Raw genomic sequence first — 24,602 nt, 5'->3', positions numbered from 1 at the left:
GAGTCCAGGATTGTGATTCCTGTTGTCGTGGGTTCGAGCCCCATCATCCACCCCACCCTCTTTCAGACGGTCAGCCCATGGCTGGCAAGTCAACCCGCTTCGGCGGTGGATGTAGCTCAGTTGGTAGAGTCCAGGATTGTGATTCCTGTTGTCGTGGGTTCGAGCCCCATCATCCACCCCAGTCTTGCAAGAAAACCCGGCTTTGGCCGGGTTTTTCTTTTCTATTTGGCAAAATCTTTCACTTTTGCGACAAAAACCTTCGCAATGCCCTCTTGTCTGACAATGGAAGCACCGTATAATCGAATACATTTGCATTTATCCGATTGACTGACAGACCCTAAAAACCATGACTACCCTGCAGCCGATCAAGCGCCAGACGCTGACCAGTGCCGTAACCGAATCGCTTCGCCAGCGACTGCTTTCCGGAGAATTCGTCGACGGCCAGCAATTGCGCCAGGAAGCGCTATCCAATGAATACGGCGTCAGTCGCGTGCCGGTACGCGAAGCCCTGCGCCAGCTGGAGGCCGAAGGGCTGATCCAGATCATCGACCACAAGGGTGCCGTGGTTTCCAAGCTGTCGCTGGAAGACGTGCTGGAACTGCTGGAAATCCGCGCCATGCTGGAAGGATCGGTGCTCAAGGCATCGATTCCCTGTCAGACCCCGGCTGATATTGCCCTGGCCGAGCAGACCCTGCATGAATTCGAAGTTGCGCTGCAGAAGAACGACGTACGCCACTGGGGCGAACTGAACTCGCGCTTTCACCTGGCCCTGTACCGTGCCGCCAAGCGCCCCAACACGCTGGCGCTGATCGAACAACTGCATAACAAGACCGACCGCTATACCCGCATGCAGATTCTGTTTACCCGCACCATGGAGCGCGCCCACGAGGAGCACACCCGGCTGCTGGAACTGTGCAAGCAAGGAGCCGCCGAGGAAGCTGCAGAATTCATCCGCTTCCACATCCTGTCTGCCGGCCATGCGCTGGAGCACTATTTGCAAGGCCAGCAAGGCCATTAATTGCGCCTGCATTACCGCCACAAAATGACCAGCCCTGCGCTGGTCGTTTTGCTTTCAGTGCGGCTGATAGGGTAGATAAGTATCGCGCCAGCGTGCTGCCTCGGCCCGCAGGCAATCGGCCAGTTGCAGGGTGGCTGGCCCGGCCACCGGCGGATCAGCCAAAATCAGATACAGTGCCGCCTTGCGCAAGCCCCCATGCGCCAACGGCAATGGCTGCAATCGCCCCGCCGCCACACCATCAGCAATGCGGTGCCAGGCCAGCCAGCCAAAGGCAAAACCCTGCTCAACAGCTGCGATGGCGGTTTCCGGTTGCGACACCGTCCAGCGCTGCCAGGCACCCAGCCAGCCTTCATCGCGCGGCTGGCGTTGACCGGAATCGCGCAACACCACCTGCACATGCTGCTGTAAATCTTCAATCTCCAACGCCCGCCCCAGCCGGTGCAAGGGATGCGCAGGCGCGGCACAGGCAACGAATTCCGCATCCAGCAGCCAGTCGCCCAGAAAACCCTGCGGCACCCGCCCCGCCACGGCCAATTCCACCTGCTGGCCATGCAGGGCATCATCCGCGCCGGACATCACCACCTCGTGCATTTGCAGGCGGGTACTGGGGCAATGACTGGCAAACTGCCCCAGCGCAGGCAGTAGCGCAGGGGTGGGAAACAGGCTGTCCACCGCCAGCCGCACTTCGGCCTCCCAGCCTTGCAGCAAGGAGCGCGCCTTATCCTCCAGCCGTAATGATGCCGCCAGCACATTTTGTGCATCACGCAGCAGCACCTCGCCCGCCGCTGTCAGCACCATGCGCCGCCCCTGCGCCTGCAATAACGCCACGCCCAGCTGCTCCTGCAATTGCGCCACCATATAGCTGACCGATGACTGGCTGCGGTGCATGGCCTTGGCCGCCTGGGCAAAGCCGCCTTCACTGACAATGCATTGCAGCACCTGCCACTGCTCCAAGGTGGTTCTGGCTTGTTTCATATATTTGATTTTCAGATTGATTAGTACTGATTTTTGCGCTTTTTTATTCAAATATCCACTGCAATAATGCAAGCCATGATCAACGGCCAGGCTCTACCAGCACCGGCCCCGACAAGGAGAAACAAGATGAGCACACACACCATCAGCCGCGAAGTGGAACGCCTGGTCAATGGCATGGAGGTATCAGACGGTGCCGGCGTACGCCTGCTACGGGTACTCACGCACGACCTGCAACGTCGGCTGGACCCCTTCCTGATGCTGGACGAATTCCGTTCGGACAATCCGGACGACTATATCGCCGGCTTCCCGGACCACCCGCACCGTGGCTTTGAAACCGTCACCTACATGCTGGATGGCCGCATGCGTCACCGTGACAGCACCGGCCAGGAAGGCTTGCTCGGCCCGGGCGGCGTGCAGTGGATGACCGCAGGCCGTGGCCTGGTGCATTCAGAACTGCCAGAACAGCAGGACGGCCTGATGCATGGCTTCCAGCTGTGGGTGAACCTGCCAGCCAAAAACAAGATGATTGCGCCGTGGTATCGCGATATTCCGACGGGTGAAATTCCGGAACAGCAAACTGCCAGCGGCAGCCTGCTTCGGCTGATTGCCGGTAGCGTGGATAGCCAGCCCGCTGCCATCCAGCGCCAGGATACCGAACCGCTGTATCTGGACGTGCATCTTGCCGCCGGACAGGAAGAATTCCTCACTATCCCGGCAGGCCATAATGCTTTCTTGTATGTTTATCAGGGAGAGCTGGAGGCTGGCAATCACGGGCAAGCGGTTAAGCAACGGCAAATGGCTATTCTGGCCAACGATGCAGCTGCCGGTGGCATCCGGGTGAGCAGTCACGAAGCCGCCCGTTTCCTGCTGGTGGCCGGCAAGCCCTTGAACGAGCCGATCGCCCAGTGGGGACCGTTCGTGATGAATACCCGCGCCGAACTGGAAGCGGCGGCTGACGATTTCCGCAATGGCCGTTTCTGAAGCAACCGTGTCACAAGACGGGGACCGCGCTCCCCGTCTTTTTTAGCCAGGAGCCTGCAAGATGAGCACATGGAGTGAACGCATCAGCGCCAAGATCAGCGATATCGGCTTTCCGGTACGCCGCCTGCTACCCAGCCGCAGCGCACGGCATATCGGTCCTTTCATCTTTCTGGACCACATGGGCCCGGCCCATTTCAATCTGGAGCAACGCGATAACGATGTACGGCCACACCCACACATCGGGCTGGCCACCCTCACCTATCTGTTCAGCGGTGCGCTGATGCACCGCGACAGCCTGGGCAGCGTGCAGCGCATTGAACCTGGTGCCGCCAACCTGATGCTTGCCGGGCGCGGCATCGTGCATTCCGAACGTATTCCGGAGGACATCCGCAGCAGCGGCACGCCGGTGGAAGGCCTGCAACTGTGGCTGACCTTGCCGGTGGCGCTGGAAGAGAGTGAACCTGCCTTCATCCACTATGACCGCGACGCACTGCCCAGCTGGCAGCAAGATGGCAGCCAGATACAACTGGTCGTGGGCAATGCCTGGGGCCGGAGCGCACCAGTGGCCTTTCCCGGCGAAGCACTCTATGCGGTGATTGAAATGGCTGCCGGGGCCACACTGGAGATACCGGCAGGCCATGCCGAACGCGGCATTTATCTGGCCAGCGGCAGCATCAGCCTGGCAGGAGAAACCCTGCAGGCTGGTGAACTAGGCCTGCTGCCAGACACCGCTGCGCCGCTGCTGATCAAGGCGGAACAAGCCAGTCGCCTGGCCTTGCTGGCTGGCCCTGCGCCGGACGCCCACCGCATTCTGGACTGGAACTTCGTCTCCACCCGGCTGGAGCGCATCCGCCAGGCCAGGGACGACTGGCAGCAAGGCCGCTTTCCTGCGGTCCCTGGCGAAACCGAGTTCATCCCGCTGCCCACGCGCGGCTGAGGCGTTTACTGGTGCGGTTTGTCGGCCGGGTAGGCATACACCACCCGGCCACGCTCCACCTTGCCAATCACCGGCACGTTCAGCTCCAGCGCCTCGTGGTCGTTGTGGCTGAAGGGCTGTTTGTAGGTGGTAATCACCCCGCCTACCGGCTGACGCAGGTTTTCCAGCGCCCGCACAATGGCCAACCCGTCCAGCGAGCCGGCCTGGCGGATGGCTTCCGCCATCAGCTTCATGCCGTCATAGCCTTGTGCTGCCGAGGGCGGTGAAGGAATACGGCGGGTGTGGAACAACCACTGGTAACCATCCAGAAAGTCCCGCCGCCGGGGGGTGTCGTCTTCGGCCGGAATATAGCTTTGCACCATGCGCGCGCCCTCGCCATTGGGGCCGGCATTATCGATGAAGTTGGACATCGACAGCGTCCAGCTGCCAATGATGGGCACCTTCCAATCCATACGCGCCATGGTATTGGCCAGCTCGGCCAGCTCCGGGCCGATGGCATAAGTCAGAATGGCCTGGCTGCCCGCATTGCGTGCCTGCAACAGCGCATTGGCCATGTCCCGTTCCTGCAGATTGAAACGCGCCACATAGCTGGGCTTCAGCCCGTTCTGCCCCAGCGCGCGCTCCAGCTCCATCAAGCCCTGATAACCGTAATTGGTGTTGTCGGCAAAAATGGCCAGCTTGCGGTAGCCGGAACGCTGCACCGCCTCGCGCACAATCAAGGGGGCTTGCAGATCGTCCGCCGCCGCCACGCGGAAAATGTAGTTATCGGTATTGCCATGCAAGGGAAACTGCCGCGTCAGGATAGCCGCCGTCGCCACCGCCAGCATCACCGGCACCCGCGCGTCCTGATAGTTCTTGCTGGCAGCCAGCGCCACCCCGGTATTGACGAAGCCCACCACTGCCACCACCCGGTCCTGGGTGAGCAACTGCTGCGCCACCTTGATGCCGCGCGCCGGTATGCCAGCGTCGTCGCGCTCCACCAGCTCGATGGGTCGCCCCAGCACACCGCCGCTCTTGTTGATTTCCGCTGCCGCCAGCCGGATGCCATTGCGCATGCTCAGCCCCATCGGGGCCGACCCCCCGGTAAAGGCCCCGGGCACACCAATTCGAATGGGTTGCGGTGCCGCCAGCACCAGGCTGCACACCAGGCCCAACCCTACTCCACAGATGATGCTGATGCTGCGCATGCCGCTTGTCTTCCTGCCTGATCCAAACCAGCCGCGAGATTACCCCCGGCAGCGGCATGGACTCAAGTGCCATGCAAACTTGACGCGCATCAGGCCACAACTGCGGGCCAACCCTTACAGTCAGGCCCACCGGCTTGTCGTACACTGGAGCAAACCATTCCGGCCAGTGCATGCCACCGGATTTTTCGACCTCTTGCCCACCGCCTCCCTATGCGCACACCCCGCTTTTACGCGTTCCGCAAACGCAGTGGCTGGTATCAGCTGTTTCCCAATACCACCATCGTGCTGTTCTTCCTCACCATGGGCGTCATGCTGTGGACGCTGGATGCGCGCGAAGCCGAGCAGCAAAAAAGCAATCTGGCCCGCGATGCCCTCTGGGCGGAACAAACCCTGCAGCTGAAGCTGGAAGACAATCTGGCCCAGTTGACTGATCTGGCCCGCAGCATGGGCAGCGGCGAAACCGACGAAGCAGGCTTTCAGACCCAAGCCTCGCAACTGCTGGCCAACACCCCGGAAATGCTGGCACTGGCGCGCAGCGACAGCCATGGCGTACTGCGCTGGACCGCCCCCTACGAAGATGGCCCGCTGGCCCCCGGCGGCACCATCCAGGCGCGGGAGGCCTTCAAGCTGGCACAGCAGAATGGCCGCTTTGCCTATAGCGCACCGTTTCGCCGCAGCAATGGCAGCTGGCGTTACGAGCTGCACATTCCGCTTTACCAGAGCGGCCAGTTCAACGGCATGCTGGTGGCCATGTTCGATGCTGACAATGTGGTCCGACGGCTGCCACCGGCCTGGTTCAGCGAAAAATACCAGCTGGAGCTACAAACCCGCGATGGCAATATCATTGCCGCCAATGCCGTCAACCGCCTGCGCAGCGGCGTGGTGGAAAAACTGGAGCTGCCCGGCACCGGACTGGTGATTACCGCGCGTCCGGTAAAAAGCGCCATGACCCAGGCCAGGCTGCTGCAACTGGGACTGATTGCCGGCATGGTGCTGCTTACCCTGCTCAGCCTGCTCAGCCTCAACCGCCACATTCGCGGCCGGGTGGACGCCGAGCGCGAGCGCGACCGGGTATACCGGTTGTCACAGGAAATGCTGGGCGTGGTGCGACGCGACACCACCATCCTGCAACTGAACCCGGCGTTTGAAAAAGGCCTGGGCTACAGCGCAGACGAACTGCTGGGTACCTCTTTCCTCAACTATCTGCTGCCGGAAGAGCGCGAAAGCGCGCGCGACAGCTTCGAGCGGCTGTTTGATACCGGTGGGGCCGACCGCTTTGTCCAGACCCGCATTCTCACCCGCAGCGGCGAAATCCGCTGGATCGTCTGGGCGCTCAGCCCGCTGCCCGATAGCGGCGTGGCTTATGTATCCGGTCGCGACATCACGGCCGAGAAACAGGCCGAACAAGCCTTGCGTCAGGAATCGGCCTTCCGCAAGGCGATGGAAGACTCGCTGGTGGTGGGCATACGTGCCATTGATCTGCAAGGCCGCATCACCTATGTCAACCCGTCCTTCTGCGCCATTACCGGCTATAGCGAGCAGGAGCTGCTGGGCCTCGCCCCACCCTACCCCTACTGGCGGCACGGCCCGCAGGGAGAGGGCAATCAGCGCGATCTGGACGACACCCTGGCAGGCGAGGCCCCGCCGGAGGGTTTCCAATCCATCCTGCAACGCAAGAATGGCGAAATATTTGACGCCCACATCCTGGCCTCGCCGCTGATTGATGCTCATGGCCGTCATACCGGCTGGATGGCGGTGCTCACCGACATCACCGAGCGGCTGGAAGCCCAACGCAGGCTGGAAGCCTCGCACGACCGCTTTGTCACGGTGATCGAAGGGCTGGATGCCGCCGTGGCGGTGGTGGACCCGGCCACGCTGGAGCTGCTGTTTTGCAATCAGCGCTACCAGCACTGGTTCAGCCCGGACCAGCCCGCCGACAGCCAGCTGGGTTATTGCGACCTGCGCCTGGTGGAGCTGATGCGCAGTGCGCGCGACGTGGACATGGAAGTATGGATGGACCCGCCCTCGCGCTGGATCTCCATGCGTCGGCGCAGCATACGCTGGGTAAATGGCCGCATTGTTTCCATGACCATCCTCACCGACACCACCCAGCAGCACGATGCCGAAGAACGCTATCAGCAACAGATGCAACAGCTGCAATCCACCTCGCGCCTGGTCACCATGGGCGAGATGGCCTCCACCCTGGCACACGAACTGAACCAGCCACTATCCGCCATTGCCAACTATCAGGCTGGCTGCATCGAGCGCATCCGCCAGGGCAAGGCCACGCCGGAATCACTGCTACCGGTAATGGAAAAGATTACCGCCCAGGCCGAGCGTGCCGGCACCGTGGTGCGGCGCATCCGCGAGTTCGTCAAGCAGAGCGAACCAGACCGCAAAACCTGCCAGCTTACCGACATCATCGAAGCCTCACTGGCCATTGCCGACATTGAAGCCCGCCGTCAGGCGGCCACCATCGACATCCGGCTGGAAGCAAACCTGCCGCTGCTCTATGTCGACCCCATCCTGGTGGAACAGGTGCTGCTCAACCTGATCAAGAACGGCATCGAATCCATGCAGGATTGCCCGCCCACCGAACGCGTGCTGCACGTAGAGGCAAGACAGCTCAACCCGCGCCGCATTGAAGTGGCCATCAGCGACCATGGCCACGGCGTACCGCTGGACCTGAAAGAACGCCTGTTCGATGCCTTCTTCACCACCAAGGCCGAAGGCATGGGCATGGGCCTGAACATCTGCCGCACCATTATCGAGTTCCACGAAGGCCAATTGTGGGTGGAAGACAATCCTGGTGGTGGTAGTATTTTCCGATTCACGCTACCGGTGTCCGAAACATGAGTGCCAGCTCTCCCCAGGTTCACATCGTCGATGACGACGAAGCATTCCGTGACTCGCTGGTTTTCCTGCTGGAAAGCCACGACTATGCCATTTCCTGCCACGCCAGCGCCGAGGCCCTGCTGGAAAGCTTTCAGCCGCGCGGGGCTGGCTGTCTGATCGTGGACATCCGCATGCCCGGCATGAGCGGGCTGGAACTGTTTGACGAACTGACTGCGCGCCACAACCCCTGGCCGGTCATCTTCATCACCGGCCACGGCGATGTGCCGATGGCGGTGCAGGCAGTCAAGCGCGGTGCCCACGACTTTCTGGAAAAACCGTTCAACCAGCAGGCGCTGCTGAATACGGTGGACAGTGCCCTGGCACTGAGCCAGCAGCAGCAAGCCAGCACAGCCGCCCGCGATCGCTTTGCCGAATGCCTGGCCTCGCTCACCATCCGCGAGCGCGAAGTGCTGGACAAGGTGGTGGAAGGCAAGATGAACAAGGTGATTGCCGACGAACTGGGCATCAGCATCAAAACAGTGGAAGCCCATCGCGGCAAGATGATGGACAAGATGAAGGTGCGCTCGATTGCCGATCTGGTGCAGGCAGTGATGGCCAACCGCTAGCACAACTGAGCCCGGCTTGCAGAAGAATCAGGACAATCCCTAATGGAAACAGAGCTTTCCCATGCGTAGTATGCAAGCTCACCCTGTTTGGGCACGCACCCTTGACCGCGTATCCGAACCACGCATGCACGGCGTCGACATGGGGTGAAAGTTAACCCTCCGTCGGAGCCCGGCTCTGACCCTGCAGACCCCGACCAGTCAGACTGGCGGGGTGTTTTTTTGTTGTCATCCCGTCAGCAGGCAAAAAAATGCCCGGCAAGGCCGGGCGAGAGACAAAGTACTACACAAAGCACGAGGAAATTCAGTTGTAGCTAAAGTGCGCGCGTTTCACATTGCACAGCACTTCGTAAGAAATGGTGCCCGCCTGGGCCGCTACTTCATTGATATGAATGGTGTCGCCCCACAGCTCTACTTCACTGCCGATGCCCGCTTGCGGCAAGTCGGTCAGATCCACCGTCATCATGTCCATCGACACCCGGCCAATCACACGGGAACGCACACCATCAATCGCCACCGGGCTGCCGGTGGACGCCAGGCGCGGATAGCCGTCGGCATAACCGCAGGCAATCAGGCCCACGCGGGTGGGACGTTCGGCGACAAAGCTGGCACCGTAGCCCACCGGCTCGCCAGCAGCCAGCTCGCGTACACCAAACACCCGCGAGGTGAGCCGCATCACCGGCTTGAGCGCAGCGCCCTGTTCAAATCCGGCAGGCAGCGGGGAAGCACCGTACAGCATGATGCCGGCACGGTTCCATTGGCGGTGCGAGCGTTCGTGACACAGAATGCCCGCCGAGTTGGCAATGCTTTCCTCGCCCGGCAGATAGCGGCACACGCTGTCGAAGGCTTCCAGCTGGGCATGGGTGGCCGACAGCTGCGGTTCGTCGGCGCGGGCAAAGTGGCTCATCTTGACGATCTTGCTCACCTTGCCGCTGGCCATCAGCTTGCAATGCGCGGCAGCGTAGTCCTGCGGGAAGAAACCGGCGCGGTGCATGCCGGAATCCATCTTCAGCCATACGGTATAGGGCTTGGCCGGGCTGGCCTTCACCACCATGTCCAGTTGCTGCGGGCTTTGCACCACAAACCACAAATCGTGCTGTTCGACATCAGCCAGCTCGGCCGCTTCGAACACCCCTTCCAGCAGCACGATGGGCAGGGTCACCCCGGCCTCGCGCAGCTGGATGGCTTCTTCCAGGCAAGCCACGGCAAAGCCGTCGGCCACATCAGCCAGCGCCTGGGCACAGCGCACTGCGCCGTGGCCATAGGCATTGGCCTTGATCACCGCCAGAGTCGGGCCACCGGCCTGCTGTTTGGCCAGCAGGTAGTTATGACGCAGGTTTTCCAGGCGGATACTGGCAATCAACGGGCGCATGGTGTTACGCCCCGGCGTTGGCAGTACGGGAGTGCATCGGCACCACCAGGGTTTCGCCCTGTTTGGCGTAACGCTGGATGGACAGGCCGTCCACGCTGATTTCCGGCTGTACGCCGACAATCTGGTCGGCCAGCACCTTGCCGGAACCGGCGCTCATGGTCCAGCCCAGCGTGCCGTGGCCGGTATTGAGCGACAGGTTGGCATAACGGGTGGCACCGATAATCGGGGTGCCATCCGGGGTCATCGGGCGCAGGCCGGTCCAGAAGGTGGCTGCCGGAATATCGCCGCCGTCCGGATACAAATCGCCCACCACCATTTCCAGGGTTTCGCGACGACGCGGATTGAGGTCCAGATTGTAGCCAGCCAGCTCGGCCATGCCGCCCACGCGGATACGGTCGTTGAAGCGGGTGATGGCTACCTTGTAGGTTTCATCCAGAATGGTGGACACCGGTGCCATGGCGGAATTGGTGATCGGCACGGTCAGCGAGTAGCCCTTGACCGGGTACACCGGAATATCAATGCCCAGGTTTTGCAGCAGATCGCGCGAGTAGCTGCCCAATGCCACCACATAGTGGTCGGCAGTCAGCATTTCGTCGCCGACGCGTACGCCGGTGATACGGCCGTTATGGGTTTCGATGGCGGAGATGTTGACGCCAAAGCGGAACTTCACGCCCTTGGCGGCGGCCAGCTCGGCCAGACGGCTGGTAAACAGATTGCAGTCGCCGGTTTCATCGTTCGGCAGTTGCAGGCCGCCGGTCAGCTTGTGCTTGACCTTGGCCAGCGCCGGTTCCACACGGGCACAGCCGTCCGGGTCCAGCACATTAAAGTCCACGCCGCATTCCTTCAGCACGGCGATGTCCTTGGCCATGCCTTCTACTTGTGCCTGCGAGCGGAACAGCTGCAAGGTGCCGCCCTGACGGCCTTCGTAGTCCAGGCCGGTTTCGGCGCGCAAGTCCTTGATCATGTCGCGGCTGTATTCAGCCAGACGCATCATGCGGCCTTTGTTGATGGCGTAGGATTTTTCATTGCAGTTGGCCAGCATCTTGGCAATCCACTGCAATTGGTAAACGCTGCCATCCGGCTGGATGGCAAGAGGAGCGTGGCGCTGGAACATCCACTTGATGGCTTTGGTCGGGATGCCGGGCGCTGCCCACGGGGCAGAATAGCCCGGGGAAATCTGACCTGCATTACCGAAGCTGGTTTCCAAAGCCACACCGTCCTGACGCTCCAGAACAGTCACTTCCACGCCAGCCTTGGCCAGATACCATGCAGTGGATACACCCACTACGCCGCCACCCAGTACGATTACCTTCATTTCCTCTTTCTCCGTGCTGCGCATCATGCGCTTAGTGATTTTTTGTAGTATATTTATTTCAATGCAGTTTTATTCACCAAAGTATTAACAAATCTCATTTAAAATTCTCGTTAAAATAAAGATTGGCAGTGAATCATGAAAGTGAAACATACTCACGCCCGTGAACTGGATAAGATCGATCTTAAGATATTGAAATGGTTGCAGAAAAACGGTCGCATCGCCATGACGGAGCTGGCAGAAAAGGTGGGCCTGTCCACCACGCCCTGCACCGAACGGGTAAGGCGGCTGGAGCGCGACGGCGTGATCGAAGGCTATTACGCCCGGCTCAATCCGCACGCCATGGGCGCGTCACTATTGGTGTTCGTGGAGATCAAGCTGTCGGCCAAGTCGGGCAATATCTTTGATGCCTTCCGCCGTGAAATCCAGAACATCCCGGAAATCCTGGAATGCCATCTGGTATCCGGTGAATACGACTATCTGATCAAGGCGCGCATTCCGGACATGTCGATGTACCGCAAGCTGCTGGGGGAAATCCTGCTGCAACTGCCCAATGCCAACGAATCACGCAGCTATGTGGTAATGGAAGAGGTCAAGGAAACCCATATGCTGGCGCTGCCGGAATAAACCCTGCCTTGCCGATCCACAAGTCCCGCCCCCCAGGCGGGCTACCTGTACTTGTGGGAAGGAGATGATAATCATTCTTGAATTTCAAGCATCCCGCTGTTTATACCTGATTAATTTTCTTGTTTTCCCGGTAACACTTGGCTTGCTCCCCTTTGTGCATTCAATCCTCAACCACTTGAGCGTGCCTGCAGGCCACACCATGAAACCGGTGCCAGGCCTTGGCTGGACACTCTGACAGGAGTGCATCATGTTCGGATTCAGCAACAAAAATCAGGCTTTGCAGGACAGCGAACAGCAGCTCTACCAATTTACGGCCATGCTGGATCATGTGGACAACCTCATCATGCTGGCCGACACCAGCACGGATAATGTCATCTTCTACATGAACCGCACTGCGCGGGATGTGCTGGCCCATCATCGCAGCGCGATGAACGCGAAGTTCCGTGCCGGCGTCGATGTCAACAATGCCTTCCAGCACAGCATTCACCAGTTTCACCGCGACCCGGACCGTATCCGTCGCATTCTGCAAGACATTGCAGCACGGCGCATTACCCACCATGAAGCACTGATTCCGGTGGCCGGCGTCACCTTCAAGACCAAAGTCTTTCCCATCTGGGATAGCGGGGACAGCAACAAGCTGCTCTGTTTCATGGCCAGCTTTCAGGACATTTCAGCCGAAGTGGAAGCCCAGGCGCTGCGTGATGCCAATGACACACGACGCCTGTTTCTGGAGGAACGTATTGGTGAGCTTGCAGGCAATGTGCAGGCCATGAGCGCCACCATCGAAATGGTTGCCGTGCGCACCTCTTCCGCCTCTGACTCATCCAATGAAATGCTGGACCGGGCGCGCAAGGGCAAGAACATGATTGAAAACAACTCTTCCGCCATGCGGGCGGTGAGCGAGCTGGTGAGTCACACAGCGGACAATCTGGGTTCGCTGGGCAAGCAATCGGAAACCATCGGCCAGATCGTCAGCGTAATCAAGGAGATTGCCGATCAAACCAATCTGCTGGCGCTGAACGCCGCCATCGAAGCGGCACGGGCTGGTGAAATGGGACGCGGCTTTGCCGTGGTAGCCGATGAAGTGCGCAAACTGGCCGAACGCACCACCAAGGCCACCCAGGAAATCGGCAGCATGATCCGCGATATCCAGCAAGAGGTGCACAGCAATATCAGTTCGATGGACAAGGGGCGCGATCAGGTAAAAGCCACCGAGCGCGACTTTGCCGAAGCGGAAGCCGCTATTGTCGCCATCGTCGAGCAGATCAACCATGTACGCGATTTTGTCATCGAAATCGCCAATGCGGCAGAAGAACAAGCCGCCACCGCACAGGACATCAGCGACAAACTGACAGAGATCGCCAGCCACTAAGCTACGTGGAATGGACAGCGGGGCTGACAAGGCGCACGACTTGCCAGCCAAGCGCGCTGCGATTAGTGTGGAATGCCATCCCTACCATTTCTGTTTGCCCCATGAGCCTGCAATCCGTCCGCGACTTTTTTGCCGCCCGTAATCTGGATATTCCCATCATCGAACTGGAGGTCAGCACCGCCACCGTGGCGCTGGCGGCCGAAGCCCACGGCGTGGAGCCGGGGCGCATTGCCAAAACCCTGTCGTTTCGCCTGAATGGCGGTGAGGTGATTATTCTGGTCACCCGTGGCGATGCCCGCATCGACAACCGCAAATTCAAGGAAGCCTTTGGCAAGGGCAAGATGCTGGCACTGGAAGAAGTGGTGGCACTGACCGGCCACCCGGTGGGTGGCGTCTGCCCGTTTGGCCTGGCCCAGCCGCTACCGGTATATATGGATGCCTCGCTGCGCGACTTTGACGAGGTACTCCCGGCTGCCGGGGCCATTCACAGCGCAGTACGCATCACCCCGGCGCTGATGGCCGAGATTACCGCTGCCCGCTGGGTGGATGTGTGTCAGCACAGCGCTGATAGCCGCAGTGACGGTACGCTCACCACCGCTGCCACCAGTTAAGCCGCTTGTCAGGCGGCGGCGTAGCGCAGCATGGCGCTGCGGTCTATGCCTACCGCCAGCCGCCCGCCCACCTGCAAGTCCGCTGCATATTGCTGCAGCTCACGCGCCGACAGGGTGAGCGTCAACTCCCCTTCCTGGCTGGCCACCGTCACCCGCACGCCGTCCGCCAGCTGGATGATGCGTTGTACCTGTGCCAGCGGCTGGTCCGCACCCAGGCATAGGGCCTGCTCCGGCACCACGCCATCCTCCAGCACGTTTTCATAGCCGATGAAACGCGCCAGCCAGGGTGTGGCTGGTGCTGCCAGCAGTTGCGCCGGGCTGGCACATTGCACAATGCGGCCATCTTTCAGCACCGCCACCCGGTCGGCCAAGGCAAAGGCTTCTGCCCGGTCGTGGGTCACCAATATCGCCGGCATGCGCTGACGCTGTAATTGCTGGCGGAATTCCAGCTGCAACTGGCGGCGCAAATCGGCATCCAGGCTGGAAAACGGCTCATCCAGCAACAGCAGGCGTGGCGCCGTCACCAGCGCCCGCGCCAGTGCCACCCGTTGCTGCTCGCCACCGGACAAGGTCCACACCTTGCGTGTTTCCATCCCGGCCAGTCCCAGTTGCTGCAAACAGGCACGCGCCTGTTGTTGTGCCGCCGCGCGCGCCATGCCGCGCTCACGCAGGCCAAAGCAGACATTGCCCAGCACATCCAGATGCGGAAACAGGGCAAAGTCCTGAAACATCAGCGCAAAGCCGCGCTGCTCCACCGGCACCGCAGCCATATCCTGCCTGGAAAACAGGATATGGCCGCTATCGACCGGCTCCAGCCCGGCAATCATCTTCAGCAAAGTACTCTTGCCGCCACCGGAAGGCCCCAGCAAGGCCAGTACCTCGCCCTCGGCCAGTTGCAGGCTCAGCCGGTCGGCCACCAGCTTGTCGCCAAAGCGCTTGCATACGCCATCCAGTTGCAGCATGTCAGGACTCCTTCTTCAATTGGCGCTCGGCGGCCGATGGCCATTCAATCGCCACAAACGCCAGCAAGGCCAGCACCATCAGCACGGCTGACAGCAACATGGCCAGCGCGGCATTGTCCGGGCCAGGTCGGCCCAGCCGCTGGTAAATCAGCGTGGTGAGCGTCAGCCACTCTGGCCGCGACAAAAACAGCGTGACGGCAAACTCGCCCAGCGCCGTAGCAGCGGCAAAGGCCAGCCCACGGCGAAAAGCAGGCTGCAGCAAGGGCCATATCACGCGGGAAAACGTGCGTAGCGGCGTGGCACCCAGGCTACGCGCCGCCTGCGGCCAATGTGGCGGCAGGCTGTCCAGCGCACCGGCCAGGCTGCGCGCCACAAAGGGGTAGGCCAGCAAGGCATAAGTGGCCAGCAGCAAGGCCAGGCTGGCGGTCCATTGCGGATAAAGCAGCAACAGGCCAAACGCCAGGCACACCGGCGACACGATGAAAGGCAGAAAGGCCATGGCGCGCAAAGCCACGCTGGTGCGTGCGGCCAGCGCATGCAGACAGCCCAGCCCCGCCGCCAGCAGCACGGCCAGCGCGCTGAAGCGGGCCGAATTGAACAAGGCCAGCCGCACATCTTCATCCTGCAGCAAGCCCGGCCCCAGCAACCACAAGGCCTGAGCCGCCTTCCACAGCACAGCCAGCAGCGGCAAACCGCCAAACAACAGCAGCACCGCCAGCGCCGCCAGCAGTTGCAGCCATTGGGCACCTTGCGGAGTGCGCGGCGGCAGCGGGTCCACCTTCAGCGGTGCGGCCAGCCTGCGTTCCTGCCAGGCATACAAGGTGGCCATGGCTCCGGTCACCAGCAGCATCAGCATGGCCAGCGCTCCGGCATCGGCCAGATTCAGCTCGTAAGCCACCAACTGGTAGATTTCCACCTCCACCGTGGCATAACGCTGCCCACCCAAGAGCAGCGCCAGACCAAAACCAGAGAAGCAATACAAAAACACCAGACACAGTGCCGACCACAGCCAGGGCCGCACCGCAGGCCACTCCACCCGCCAGAACACCCGCCACGGCGTGGCACCCAGCGTGCGCGCTGCGGCAATGCGGCTGGCCGGTATCTGGGACAAGCCTTCACAGGCGGCACGAATCACCAGCGGCAAATTGAAAAACAGATTGCCATACAGCAGTAGCCAGGGCGTGTCCTGCAGATTAATGCCCAGCAAGCCTTGCGGGCCGAACAGCGCCAGCACGCCCATGCCAGCCACCAGCGTGGGCATGACAAAGGGCAACATCAGCAAGCGCAGTGTCAGGCTGCGCCCCGGAAACCGATAGCGCGCCAGACACCAGGCCAGCGGCAGGCCCACCAGCAGCGCTGCCACACAGCTGGCCGCCGCTTGCAGCAGGGACCAGACAATGCGCCATTGCAGGTAGGAATCAGCCAGCAAGCCAAGGGAAAACTGCCCCTGCCCTTCTTGCAGCACACGCAGCAAGGGCAGGACGGACATCAGCAACAAGAAGGCCAGCGGCAACAGCGCCAGCGCAAGGGTACGGCGGCCTTCGGTCATGCATGGTCCTGCTGAAAGGGCCAGTCGGCCACCAGCACGTCTTCCGGGCCGTCCTCCGGGTCTTCCACCCGCTCCAGCCAGCGAAAGCCCAGCCGGGCCGCCAGTTGCTGCGAGGGCAGATTATCCGGGCTGATGGACAAGACAAAACGCTTGACCCCGGCGGTGTGCACCGCCCAGTCCGCGCAGGCCAGCAAGGCCTCGGTGGCATAGCCCTGACGACGATAGGCCGGCAGCACGGTATAGCCCAGCTCCACATCGCCGCGTCCGGCCAGATAAGGATGGCCGGGACAGGTGTGAAAGTTGATATGCCCCACCAACTGGCCGGTTTCGCGCAGCAGCATGGCGCGCATCGACCACGGCGCGTAGTCCGGCTCGTTTTCCATCTGGTCCAGCCGCAGCGACATCACTGCCGCCTCCTCCAGCCAGCTGATGGGCAAGGGCGCGCCCAGCCAGCGCGCTGCTTCGGCCAGCCGTGCCTGCATGCTGGCACGCAGCATATCCGGCGTGAGGTGACGCAGAATCAGCCGTGGGCTGAGGATGTCGGCAATCGCGGGGCTAGTCTGCATTACTGGCCGGACTTCAACACAATGCGCGTCCACTTGCCCACCCAGGCGGCGGACTTGGCGGCAATCTGGCGGCTATCCGGCGTGGTGTGCGCCGTCGGTTTTTCCGCATGCTGGAACACCGGGTCCAGCGCAATGCCTGGCTGCACCGGGTACATCCAGATCGTGGTGGGAATATCTTTTTGCACTGCGTCCGAGCGCAGGAATTCAACAAACTTGCGCGCCAGCGCCGCTTGCTGGCCGCCCTTCACCAGCGCCGCCCCTTCCACTTGCTGGAACACGGCACCGGGCAGCAGCAGGTTGCCGGTTGGCGAGGCGGTCAGTTTTTCCTTGCTGTAGAACACTTCCGCCGCCGGGCTGGTGGCATAGCTCACCACGATGGGACGCGCACCGCCATTGCGGGTGAAATCGGTGTAATAGGCTTCGGTCCAGCCCTTGCTCACCTTCACGCCGTTATCACGCAGCTTGCCCCAGAAGGCCATGGCCTTGGCTTCACCCATGGCGGAAATGGTGGACAACAAAAAAGCCAGGCCGGGGCTGGAGGTGGCCGGGTTTTCCACCACCAGCAAGCCCTTGTAGGCCGGGCGGGTGAGGTCATCCAGCGTTTTGGGCAGCGGCAGCTGCTTTTTGGCAAACCAGGCCTTGTCGTAGTTAAGCGTGACATAGCCGTAATCAATGCTTACCGCACCGGGCAGCGACACCACACCGCCCTTGTCGGTCATCGGCAGCAATACGCCAGCGGCTTCTGCCTTGCCAATCAGGGTGTTGTCGATGCCATACACCACGTCGGCAATCGGGTTGGCGCGGGTCAGGATCAGCTTATTGACCATCTCGCCAGCATCGCCCGCCTTGATGATGCTCAGCTTCACCCCGTTCTGCTTTTCAAACTCGGCCAGCAAGGGCTTGGACACGGCAAACGAGCTATGCGTAAGCACGCGCAGCTCGGCTGCATTTACCAGCGAGGCTGCCAGTAATGCAGCCAGCAAGGTGGTGGTTTTGAACAATTGCATGACATTCTCCGTGCGACAAAGCGCAATCGCAGGAGCAAGCGAAACAACAGATGGGTAGTCCTGCTGCATCACGCTCCCTCCGCTGGCATTATCCAGTTCAGGTTCTAGGGTGTTTCTCAGCCCGCGCGGGGCACCCCTGGTGATTGGCGGCATCCTTCAGATACCTGCCGACATGTTCGCTTACAAGGCGTTACCCGTTTTTCACGAAAATTAACACCCTGCGGCCAACAAACAATGGATTGTACACACTTTCCCGCCATGATGAATTCACAACAACAGCACGCTTGTTCAACCGCAGCAACCACAGATAACCCAGGGAGCACCACCATGAAACTGACTACCCGCATCATGCTGATCAGCCTGTCCGCCGTCACCTTCGCCAGCTTGTCTGCCACCGCCTCGGCCGAAACCGAATGGCAAAAACAGCACCCGCGCCGCGCCGAAGTGAACCACCGCCTGGCCAATCAGGACAGGCGCATCCATCAGGAACGCAAGGAAGGCGAAATCAGCAAGCAACAAGCACACGCACTGCACCAGCAAGACCGCACCATCCGCCGCCAGGAACGTGCCGATGCCCGCCAGAACCACGGCCACATCACCAAGCAAGAACAAAAAACCCTGAACCAGGAAGAAAACACGGTCAGCAAGGAAATCGGCAAGTAAAATTCAGCCGTAAGCTGGCCAGCGGCCAGCACTGTCAGAAGAAACCACGCAGCACATGCAGCAGCCCCCGGCCATGCTGTGCTGCGCGGTCTTTGTTACTGCGAGGCCGTCCGTGAACATTGTCATCCGTCTGCTTCTGCTCGCCATGCTGCCACTGCAAGCCTGGGCCGGTATCGGCGAAGCGGGTGCGCGCCACCTGCTGTCGCGTACCGGCTTTGGTGCCAATCCGGCGCAAATTGCCCTGTATGCACCGCTTAGCCGCCAACAGGCGGTAGACCGTTTGCTGGATCATGTCGGCTATACCGCCCTCACCGCCCCGCCTGCCTGGGTGAACGAACCGTTTGAACGCCCCGGCAAAGCCAATCTGACTGAAGACGAAAAGAAAGCCCTGCAAAAAGAGCGCAACGAGCATGCGCAGGAATTACGCGGCTGGTGGCTGGAAGAAATGCGTATCACGCCCAGCCCGCTAACCGAAAAAATGACTTTGTTTTGGCATAACCACTTTGTTTCCGGGCTGGACAAAGTAGGCGTGCCGCAGCTGATGTATCAACAAAATGTATTGCTGCGCAAGCAGGCAGTGGGCAATTTTGGCCAGCTATTGCACGCCATTGCCCGCGACCCGGCCATGATGCGCTATCTGGACACGGTGAATAACCGCAAGGGCCAGCCCAATGAAAACTTTGCCCGCGAAGTGATGGAGCTGTTTACCCTGGGCGAAGGCCATTACAGCGAACAGGACATCCGCGAAGCCGCCCGCGCCTTTACCGGCTGGTCGCTGGACAAGGATTTCCAGTTTGTCTACCGCCCCAATCTGCATGACAACGGCGACAAAACCATCTTCGGCCAGCAAGGCAACTTTGACGGCGACGACGTGCTGGACATGTTGCTGCACAAGCCGCAAACCGCGCGCTTTGTCACCCTCAAACTGTGGAAATATCTGGTCTCCCCCAACCCGGACCAAGCAGACATCCAGCGCCTGTCCGCCCTGTTCTACCGCGACAATTACGAAATCCGCCCGCTGCTGCGTGCCATGCTGCTCACCCCCGCCTTCTGGAGCAGCCAGGGCCAGCTGGTGAAATCACCGCTAGAGCTGACCGTGGGTACCCTGGTGACCTTCGACCTCACCCCGCCAGACTGGCGTGCGCTGGCCGGGCTTAACCGCCAACTGGGGCAGGACGTGTTCAACCCACCCAATGTCAAAGGCTGGCCCGGTGGCGATGTCTGGATCAACAGTTCCACCCTGCTCACCCGCAAGCAGTTTCTCGACCGGCTGAGCCACGATGCCGCCCCCATCCGCAACAGCTTTGCCAATGCCGATGGCCAGATGGATGAAATGCGTGGCCGTGAAGCGCGCATCCGCCGCCTGGTTCAAGCGGGCCTGCGCCCCATCAAACTGCAACCAGACGAGTGGACGGCCATTTACCACGTCAACACCGCCGCCGATACCGCGCGCCTGCTGCTGGCCGTGCCCCCGGCCCAGCCACTCCCAGCCGACATGACCGGCGCACAGGCCATTGCCCCGCTGCTGCTGGACCCGGCCTATCAAGTGCACTGAATCGCCCACAAGGAAGCTGCCATGTTTCAACGCCGCGAATTTCTCAAAGCTATGGGTGCCGGCCTGCTGGTATCGGTTTTGCCCAATCTCAGCTATGCACTGGCCCCGGCTGGCTACCAGCGGCTGCTGGTGCTGGTGGAACTCAAAGGCGGCAATGACGGGCTGAATACCGTTATTCCCTATGCCAGCGACGACTACACCCGCCTGCGTCCCAGCATCGGCATTCCGCGCCCGCAGGTATTGCAACTAAGCGAACAAGTGGGCCTGCACCCAGCCATGCACAGCCTGCTGCCGCTATGGCAAAACCAGGAAGTGGCCGTGCTGCAAGGCGTGGGCTACCCGGAGCCGAATCTATCCCACTTCCGCTCCATCGAAATCTGGGAAACCGCCTCGGCCAGCAATCAGTATCTGGGCGAAGGCTGGCTGACACGGCTGTTTCGCAGCCAGCCCACCCCACCCGGTTTTGCTGCCGATGGCGTAGTGCTGTCCAGCCAGAACCTGGGCCCGCTGGATGGTGGCGCCCGCGCCGTGGTGCTGAGTAATCCGCAAGACTTTGCCCGCCAGGCCAAGCTGGCCGCCGATCAGCAGCGCCCTGTCCCACATCCTGAAAGTGGAAGGCGACATCCGCACTGCCGCCAACGCCCTGCAACAACCGGCCATGAAGCCGCCCGCCAACCCGGCCGACGCCCCCACCGCGCCACCCAAGGCAGCAGGCGGCTTCGCCCAGGCTATCAACACCCTGGCCGACATTCTGCAAAACGGCACCCGCATTGCCGTGGCGCGTATCACCCTTACCGGCTTTGACACCCACGGCAACCAGCAGCCCACCCAGGCCCGCCTGCTGGGCGAACTGGCCGACGGCCTGGCCTTGCTCAAAGCCCGCATGCAGGCGCAAGGCCGCTGGGACGACACCCTGGTATTGAGCTATGCCGAATTTGGCCGCCGCCCACGCGAAAACGGTAATCGCGGCACCGACCACGGCACCGCCAACAGCCACTTCCTGCTGGGTGGCCGCGTCAAAGGCGGGCTGTATGGCCAAACCGCCCCGCTGGCCGGGCTGACCGATGGCAACCTGCCTTACGCCATCGACTTCCGCCAGATCTACAGCACCGTCGTGCAAGACTGGTGGGGCAAGGACGCCCGCCAGCTGTTCGGCCAGCGTTTTGACCGGCTGCCCATATTGCGGGCCTAAACCCGCAGCGCCTGCTTTTGCATGCGCTCAGCCAAGCGTAGATGACAGGCTGCCGCCAGTTTGATCAGCTCGCGCGTGCTGACCGGCAGCACCCCACCCGCCGCCACGCGCTCAGCCAAAGCCGCCAGCGTACTCACCTCGGTCTGCAAGGCCACCGTTTTGCCGGATGGCCTGCGCTGCCCTTGCTCGGCCTGATAGTGCAAGGAAATCAGCCAGCGCGACTGCTGCCAGTCCGCCTCCCCCGCCAATACCGACTCCCACACCGCCTGCCCCAACTGCCGCGCCGCCTCACCGGCCAGTGCGTAGGCCAGTTGCAGCTTGTCCTGATCAGCGTGTGTGCCTTTGCGCAAGATGGGTAGCAGGGTGTCGTCCAGCCAGCCTTGCAGTTGTTGCGCCTGTGCTTTGCCGCAGGTACGCAGTACATCGCGCAGCTCGGCTTCGCTCAGGGTAAGCAGGGCCGGGCCGCTGACCGGTTTCAGCAGGCAACCCGCCTTGTTGCCCAGTGCGGTTTGCAGGGCGGTTTCATCCCGGTATTTGAGCAGTTTGGCGATATCGGCCGCGACAAAGCGCGGGCCTTGTTCGTGTGTGAATACACGGAGCGGCTTGCGGTGAAAAGTGAATTCACGAGGAGGACTAACTGAAAATAATGAAGGACGCTTGCCCATAAGTGGACTCCAAGTTGAGAGGTATAGCTGCCAACTCGTCGCCAGGCGGGTGGCAGGCCAAAGCGGGGCTGGCGAACCGGTTACTTGGACCCGGCAGACCCGGAGGTCTCCCCACCTGGCCCGCCATAGAAAAATCAATGCGTGCAGGTGTGCAAACAGGCTTTCGTTAAAGACACTCAGCCTGCCAAGTAAAAACGGATCGCCAAACCCGACCATGTGGATTCACACAGCCAGGCAAGGCTATGACCCGTAACTTGGACCGACAAGGGTAAGGACCGCAGCAAGCACTGACAAGATGTGCAGGTATGTCAGCGTTTCGGATTTACCGCTAACACCTGCGGGCATATGCCAGCGCTTTGCAGGAAAAATCCCCAGCTAGTCTGGCGCTGGCCAGCGTTTCAGTGAAACAGAGCATGTATCCGCTACGCGGATGATGATTTACCTGCCGCTTCCGCGCGGCGGGCGGGAAGGAGGGCTTGCGTGGCCAAGCCCTCCTTCACCTCCCAGGCCACCCCGGCAAGCATGGCCTGCGGCTGCCCGGCAGGGCCCGACCGGGGCGAGGCGCGCCTGAACTCGCGATTTGCTAACGTCAAATCGCTCAGACATTGCAGGCGCTTAAAACCTCGCCGCGGTCACCCGTCGGCATGCTTGACGGGGCCCGTGGGCGGCGTCGGTGCGGTGGAGAATCAGGTGATATGGGTGGCTTGGTATACCGAATCAAAACTACTGAAAGTGGAACTTCTGCTTTCGACCCAAAGCTGCCGTTGTTCGGCAGCCACATCATGAACCATGAATTATTGAATTTGCACATGCTAAGCAAGCTATCATGCATAGTAAATAGAGTGAGGAATTTTCCTCTTTTCACAGGGGGAGAGGCTCAATAAAAAGAGAAATAATTTCATGTTGTGTCGTTATTTTTATACAAGAAAAATATTTCAAATTGATGCATTTATTTTCAAAAAGGCATGATAATGAAAAATTTAATATTCATTATTTTAATATGGTTAATTTCAAACAAAATTGGAGCATTTTCCATACGCCATCCCCTTGAAGATATTGCACGAAATGGGAAAGTTACCAAGTATCTATTTACGCTTCACGATAAATTCATACCTACCAGCTTGGCTTGGAGTGGCGATGGTAGTGAGCTGGCCACAGCAAGCACACAAAGTGATGAGATTCACATCTGGAATATTAAAGAGAAGAAAATTACTAAAATTATTAAATTTCCAGTCCCGCCAACAATGGGGGGCTTTCATACACTATCTTGGAGCCCCGACGGAAGATACTTGGCCAGTTGCATGTCATCACCACCCGGAGAACCTATTCATATGCAAGTATGGGATGCATACTCTTGGAATTTAATTGTAGCCTCCACTCCCCATGCATGTGATACATTAAAATTTAGCAATGACAGTACAGTTCTAGCAGTTGCATACTCCAGTTTTGATAAGAAAAATCGTTTTCCCTCTTCTTCATTCATATCAACAAAAAACTGGAAAATTATTAGAACAAAAGTATGGTTTGAGCATAAATTGGCAAGAATAAATGATATTGAAGCTCTTCCACACTCTAACCGATTTGCATTTGGTGTTACAGAATTCGCAATGAAGGATGTGATGGGCTACCAAAAGGGCGGGGTGTATATAACAAGTGCATACGATGATACCAGTGATGAAAATATCCAAGCTTACACCACTACACATGGTGCGGGAGTCACGGTTTTAACTTCCAATCCATTGAAAGATGAGATAGCAACAGGAACAGAGACTGGCATGGGGCCTTTAGGTGAATTTTTTACCACTGAATCCGTAAAGATTTTTAATCTTGAAGACAAAAAAATATTAGCAAATCCTTTGCATGGCAAAAGCACAGGAGGGCAAAGTGGGCTAGCTTACTCTTCAGATGGGCAGTTTCTGATAGTTGGAAGTAATGGTGAAAAAGAACCTCACGTGCATATTATAAATGCCAGTTCAAATGTGATGGCAGATAGCCTAAACACATCTGGGCGCGTCAATTCCATAGCAATGCAAAAAACAGGAAAATTATTTGCAGTTTCTGCGTCGTGGGATATTTCAATTTGGGAATTAAAATAATAGTAGTGAATTATTTTATTAAGAAGACTCATGACTCACTAGAGATGATTACTGCTTAGTCAGCAGCAGTCTTCAACAATGCTTTCAAAGTAATCTAAAATTGTCTCATTTTATTCCGCATCTATATTTAAACTGAATTCAATCCCCACCATTGGATGGTGGAAAATCTTGGTGCATCACCTAGCGATCACGGTATAATTAAATCAAAATTCACGCTTTGCTTTCCATAAATATTTTCTATTCTTCCATGCTTTAATGGTAATGAAAATTGAAAATGGAATTAGAAAAACAAATACGAAAAATTGATGAATACCACCAAACGGCCCTTCGTACCAATCGGGGTTGTTATCTAGCAGCAACCAATCCACCAGTTCCCCACACACAAAAGACAATGAGAGTTGAACAATCAAGAATGTAACAAATACCAGAAAGGCGGAAAATATGCGAGATAACATATTAATAACGGGTGGCAAAAAATATGATTGAAATGAGTATAA

Annotated in this window: 21 protein-coding genes, 1 tRNA gene and 1 riboswitch; of the genes, 13 read left to right on the top strand and 9 right to left on the bottom strand. The window is 59.3% G+C overall.

Annotated features, from left to right (window positions below):
* The first annotated feature begins 105 nt into the window (after positions 1–105).
* A tRNA-His gene (locus ACODR9_RS19950) sits at positions 106–181 on the top strand.
* A 165-nt stretch (positions 182–346) separates the two neighbouring features.
* A complete protein-coding gene (locus ACODR9_RS19945) occupies positions 347–1,018 on the top strand; it encodes a GntR family transcriptional regulator (protein WP_159875502.1) in 672 nt (223 codons plus the stop codon).
* A gap of 54 nt (positions 1,019–1,072) precedes the next feature.
* Here the strand turns inward: ACODR9_RS19945 and ACODR9_RS19940 are convergent, their stop codons facing one another.
* Positions 1,073–1,993, bottom strand: coding sequence for a LysR family transcriptional regulator (locus ACODR9_RS19940; RefSeq protein ID WP_488811630.1), 921 nt, complete (start codon positions 1,991–1,993; stop codon positions 1,073–1,075).
* Between the two features lie 126 nt (positions 1,994–2,119).
* Between ACODR9_RS19940 and ACODR9_RS19935 the strand changes: the two genes are divergently transcribed.
* Together ACODR9_RS19935 and ACODR9_RS19930 are read left to right on the top strand one after the other, a co-directional pair.
* Positions 2,120–2,974 (top strand): pirin family protein, encoded by an 855-nt coding sequence (locus tag ACODR9_RS19935; RefSeq protein ID WP_488811628.1) that lies wholly within the window; start codon positions 2,120–2,122, stop codon positions 2,972–2,974.
* A gap of 61 nt (positions 2,975–3,035) precedes the next feature.
* The gene (locus ACODR9_RS19930; RefSeq protein WP_488811626.1) at positions 3,036–3,911 is read left to right on the top strand and encodes a pirin family protein; all 876 of its coding nucleotides are present in this window, start codon (positions 3,036–3,038) and stop codon (positions 3,909–3,911) included.
* 5 nt (positions 3,912–3,916) lie between these two features.
* On the opposite strand, the gene ACODR9_RS19925 is transcribed toward ACODR9_RS19930, so the two are convergent.
* Positions 3,917–5,098, bottom strand: coding sequence for an ABC transporter substrate-binding protein (locus ACODR9_RS19925; protein WP_488811624.1), 1,182 nt, complete (start codon positions 5,096–5,098; stop codon positions 3,917–3,919).
* A gap of 210 nt (positions 5,099–5,308) precedes the next feature.
* Here ACODR9_RS19925 and ACODR9_RS19920 point away from each other — a divergent pair, with 210 nt between their 5' ends.
* Both ACODR9_RS19920 and ACODR9_RS19915 read left to right on the top strand, forming a co-directional pair.
* Entirely contained in the window at positions 5,309–7,954 is a 2,646-nt protein-coding gene (locus ACODR9_RS19920; RefSeq protein WP_488811622.1) for a PAS domain S-box protein, read from the top strand.
* Positions 7,951–8,559, top strand: a complete 609-nt coding sequence (locus tag ACODR9_RS19915) for a response regulator transcription factor (RefSeq protein WP_488811620.1) — start codon at positions 7,951–7,953, stop codon at positions 8,557–8,559. The genes ACODR9_RS19920 and ACODR9_RS19915 overlap by 4 nt, the downstream gene beginning before the upstream one ends.
* Positions 8,560–8,860: 301 nt before the next feature.
* On the opposite strand, the gene alr is transcribed toward ACODR9_RS19915, so the two are convergent.
* Both alr and ACODR9_RS19905 read right to left on the bottom strand, forming a co-directional pair.
* Positions 8,861–9,928 carry an alanine racemase gene (gene alr, locus ACODR9_RS19910; RefSeq protein ID WP_488811618.1) on the bottom strand — a complete coding sequence of 356 codons (1,068 nt, stop codon included), beginning with the start codon at positions 9,926–9,928 and terminating at the stop codon, positions 8,861–8,863.
* A 4-nt stretch (positions 9,929–9,932) separates the two neighbouring features.
* Entirely contained in the window at positions 9,933–11,243 is a 1,311-nt protein-coding gene (locus ACODR9_RS19905) for a D-amino acid dehydrogenase (RefSeq protein WP_488811616.1), read from the bottom strand.
* Between the two features lie 135 nt (positions 11,244–11,378).
* Between ACODR9_RS19905 and ACODR9_RS19900 the strand changes: the two genes are divergently transcribed.
* From ACODR9_RS19900 to ACODR9_RS19890, 3 genes are all read left to right on the top strand, one after another.
* Complete coding sequence (locus ACODR9_RS19900) at positions 11,379–11,867, top strand: Lrp/AsnC ligand binding domain-containing protein (RefSeq protein ID WP_045846107.1); 489 nt, start codon at positions 11,379–11,381, stop codon at positions 11,865–11,867.
* A gap of 247 nt (positions 11,868–12,114) precedes the next feature.
* Positions 12,115–13,239 (top strand): methyl-accepting chemotaxis protein, encoded by a 1,125-nt coding sequence (locus tag ACODR9_RS19895; RefSeq protein ID WP_488811614.1) that lies wholly within the window; start codon positions 12,115–12,117, stop codon positions 13,237–13,239.
* 101 nt (positions 13,240–13,340) lie between these two features.
* Positions 13,341–13,850: a YbaK/EbsC family protein gene (locus tag ACODR9_RS19890; protein WP_488811612.1), complete on the top strand. Its 510-nt coding sequence runs from the start codon at positions 13,341–13,343 to the stop codon at positions 13,848–13,850.
* 8 nt (positions 13,851–13,858) lie between these two features.
* Here ACODR9_RS19890 and ACODR9_RS19885 read toward each other — a convergent pair whose 3' ends face one another.
* From ACODR9_RS19885 to ACODR9_RS19870, 4 genes are read right to left on the bottom strand one after another with little or no spacing between them, the layout of a single operon-like run.
* The gene (locus ACODR9_RS19885) at positions 13,859–14,812 is read right to left on the bottom strand and encodes an ABC transporter ATP-binding protein (RefSeq protein ID WP_488811610.1); all 954 of its coding nucleotides are present in this window, start codon (positions 14,810–14,812) and stop codon (positions 13,859–13,861) included.
* 1 nt (position 14,813) lies between these two features.
* Complete coding sequence (locus tag ACODR9_RS19880; RefSeq protein WP_488811608.1) at positions 14,814–16,361, bottom strand: ABC transporter permease; 1,548 nt, start codon at positions 16,359–16,361, stop codon at positions 14,814–14,816.
* Positions 16,358–16,927 (bottom strand): GNAT family N-acetyltransferase, encoded by a 570-nt coding sequence (locus ACODR9_RS19875; RefSeq protein WP_488811606.1) that lies wholly within the window; start codon positions 16,925–16,927, stop codon positions 16,358–16,360. The genes ACODR9_RS19880 and ACODR9_RS19875 overlap by 4 nt, the downstream gene beginning before the upstream one ends.
* Positions 16,927–17,934 carry a thiamine ABC transporter substrate-binding protein gene (locus ACODR9_RS19870; protein ID WP_488811604.1) on the bottom strand — a complete coding sequence of 336 codons (1,008 nt, stop codon included), beginning with the start codon at positions 17,932–17,934 and terminating at the stop codon, positions 16,927–16,929. Before ACODR9_RS19870 ends, ACODR9_RS19875 begins: the two co-directional genes overlap by 1 nt.
* Positions 17,935–17,990: 56 nt before the next feature.
* Positions 17,991–18,082, bottom strand: a riboswitch (TPP riboswitch).
* A 179-nt stretch (positions 18,083–18,261) separates the two neighbouring features.
* On the opposite strand from ACODR9_RS19870, the gene ACODR9_RS19865 reads away from it, so the two are divergent.
* The 3 genes from ACODR9_RS19865 (at position 18,262) to ACODR9_RS19855 (ending at position 21,344) form a co-directional block, all read left to right on the top strand.
* Complete coding sequence (locus ACODR9_RS19865) at positions 18,262–18,597, top strand: hypothetical protein (RefSeq protein ID WP_488811602.1); 336 nt, start codon at positions 18,262–18,264, stop codon at positions 18,595–18,597.
* Positions 18,598–18,709: 112 nt separating this feature from the next.
* Positions 18,710–20,152: a DUF1800 domain-containing protein gene (locus ACODR9_RS19860; protein WP_488811600.1), complete on the top strand. Its 1,443-nt coding sequence runs from the start codon at positions 18,710–18,712 to the stop codon at positions 20,150–20,152.
* Between the two features lie 658 nt (positions 20,153–20,810).
* A complete protein-coding gene (locus ACODR9_RS19855) occupies positions 20,811–21,344 on the top strand; it encodes a DUF1501 domain-containing protein (RefSeq protein WP_488811598.1) in 534 nt (177 codons plus the stop codon).
* Here the strand turns inward: ACODR9_RS19855 and ACODR9_RS19850 are convergent.
* Positions 21,341–22,009 carry a BRO-N domain-containing protein gene (locus tag ACODR9_RS19850; protein ID WP_488811596.1) on the bottom strand — a complete coding sequence of 223 codons (669 nt, stop codon included), beginning with the start codon at positions 22,007–22,009 and terminating at the stop codon, positions 21,341–21,343. The genes ACODR9_RS19855 and ACODR9_RS19850 overlap by 4 nt on opposite strands.
* Positions 22,010–22,980: 971 nt before the next feature.
* On the opposite strand from ACODR9_RS19850, the gene ACODR9_RS19845 reads away from it, so the two are divergent.
* Positions 22,981–24,105: a WD40 repeat domain-containing protein gene (locus tag ACODR9_RS19845; RefSeq protein ID WP_488811594.1), complete on the top strand. Its 1,125-nt coding sequence runs from the start codon at positions 22,981–22,983 to the stop codon at positions 24,103–24,105.
* The last annotated feature ends 497 nt before the right edge of the window (positions 24,106–24,602 follow it).

Source organism: Aquitalea sp. FG25, from assembly GCF_057809375.1.
This window is presented reverse-complemented; position numbering and strand designations above follow the sequence as displayed.

Excerpts from the sequence above, each read along its gene's own strand:
- ACODR9_RS19930 (WP_488811626.1), top strand. The coding sequence starts at position 3,036 with ATGAGCACATGGAGTGAACGCATCAGCGCCAAGATCAGCGATATCGGC.
- ACODR9_RS19900 (WP_045846107.1), top strand. The coding sequence starts at position 11,379 with ATGAAAGTGAAACATACTCACGCCCGTGAACTGGATAAGATCGATCTT.
- ACODR9_RS19895 (WP_488811614.1), top strand. The coding sequence starts at position 12,115 with ATGTTCGGATTCAGCAACAAAAATCAGGCTTTGCAGGACAGCGAACAG.
- ACODR9_RS19865 (WP_488811602.1), top strand. The coding sequence starts at position 18,262 with ATGAAACTGACTACCCGCATCATGCTGATCAGCCTGTCCGCCGTCACC.
- ACODR9_RS19915 (WP_488811620.1), top strand. The coding sequence starts at position 7,951 with ATGAGTGCCAGCTCTCCCCAGGTTCACATCGTCGATGACGACGAAGCA.
- ACODR9_RS19880 (WP_488811608.1), bottom strand. The coding sequence starts at position 16,361 with ATGACCGAAGGCCGCCGTACCCTTGCGCTGGCGCTGTTGCCGCTGGCC.
- ACODR9_RS19945 (WP_159875502.1), top strand. The coding sequence starts at position 347 with ATGACTACCCTGCAGCCGATCAAGCGCCAGACGCTGACCAGTGCCGTA.
- ACODR9_RS19940 (WP_488811630.1), bottom strand. The coding sequence starts at position 1,993 with ATGAAACAAGCCAGAACCACCTTGGAGCAGTGGCAGGTGCTGCAATGC.
- ACODR9_RS19890 (WP_488811612.1), top strand. The coding sequence starts at position 13,341 with ATGAGCCTGCAATCCGTCCGCGACTTTTTTGCCGCCCGTAATCTGGAT.
- ACODR9_RS19870 (WP_488811604.1), bottom strand. The coding sequence starts at position 17,934 with ATGCAATTGTTCAAAACCACCACCTTGCTGGCTGCATTACTGGCAGCC.
- ACODR9_RS19935 (WP_488811628.1), top strand. The coding sequence starts at position 2,120 with ATGAGCACACACACCATCAGCCGCGAAGTGGAACGCCTGGTCAATGGC.
- alr (WP_488811618.1), bottom strand. The coding sequence starts at position 9,928 with ATGCGCCCGTTGATTGCCAGTATCCGCCTGGAAAACCTGCGTCATAAC.
- ACODR9_RS19920 (WP_488811622.1), top strand. The coding sequence starts at position 5,309 with ATGCGCACACCCCGCTTTTACGCGTTCCGCAAACGCAGTGGCTGGTAT.
- ACODR9_RS19855 (WP_488811598.1), top strand. The coding sequence starts at position 20,811 with ATGAAGCCGCCCGCCAACCCGGCCGACGCCCCCACCGCGCCACCCAAG.
- ACODR9_RS19875 (WP_488811606.1), bottom strand. The coding sequence starts at position 16,927 with ATGCAGACTAGCCCCGCGATTGCCGACATCCTCAGCCCACGGCTGATT.
- ACODR9_RS19850 (WP_488811596.1), bottom strand. The coding sequence starts at position 22,009 with ATGGGCAAGCGTCCTTCATTATTTTCAGTTAGTCCTCCTCGTGAATTC.
- ACODR9_RS19905 (WP_488811616.1), bottom strand. The coding sequence starts at position 11,243 with ATGAAGGTAATCGTACTGGGTGGCGGCGTAGTGGGTGTATCCACTGCA.
- ACODR9_RS19925 (WP_488811624.1), bottom strand. The coding sequence starts at position 5,098 with ATGCGCAGCATCAGCATCATCTGTGGAGTAGGGTTGGGCCTGGTGTGC.
- ACODR9_RS19885 (WP_488811610.1), bottom strand. The coding sequence starts at position 14,812 with ATGCTGCAACTGGATGGCGTATGCAAGCGCTTTGGCGACAAGCTGGTG.
- ACODR9_RS19845 (WP_488811594.1), top strand. The coding sequence starts at position 22,981 with ATGAAAAATTTAATATTCATTATTTTAATATGGTTAATTTCAAACAAA.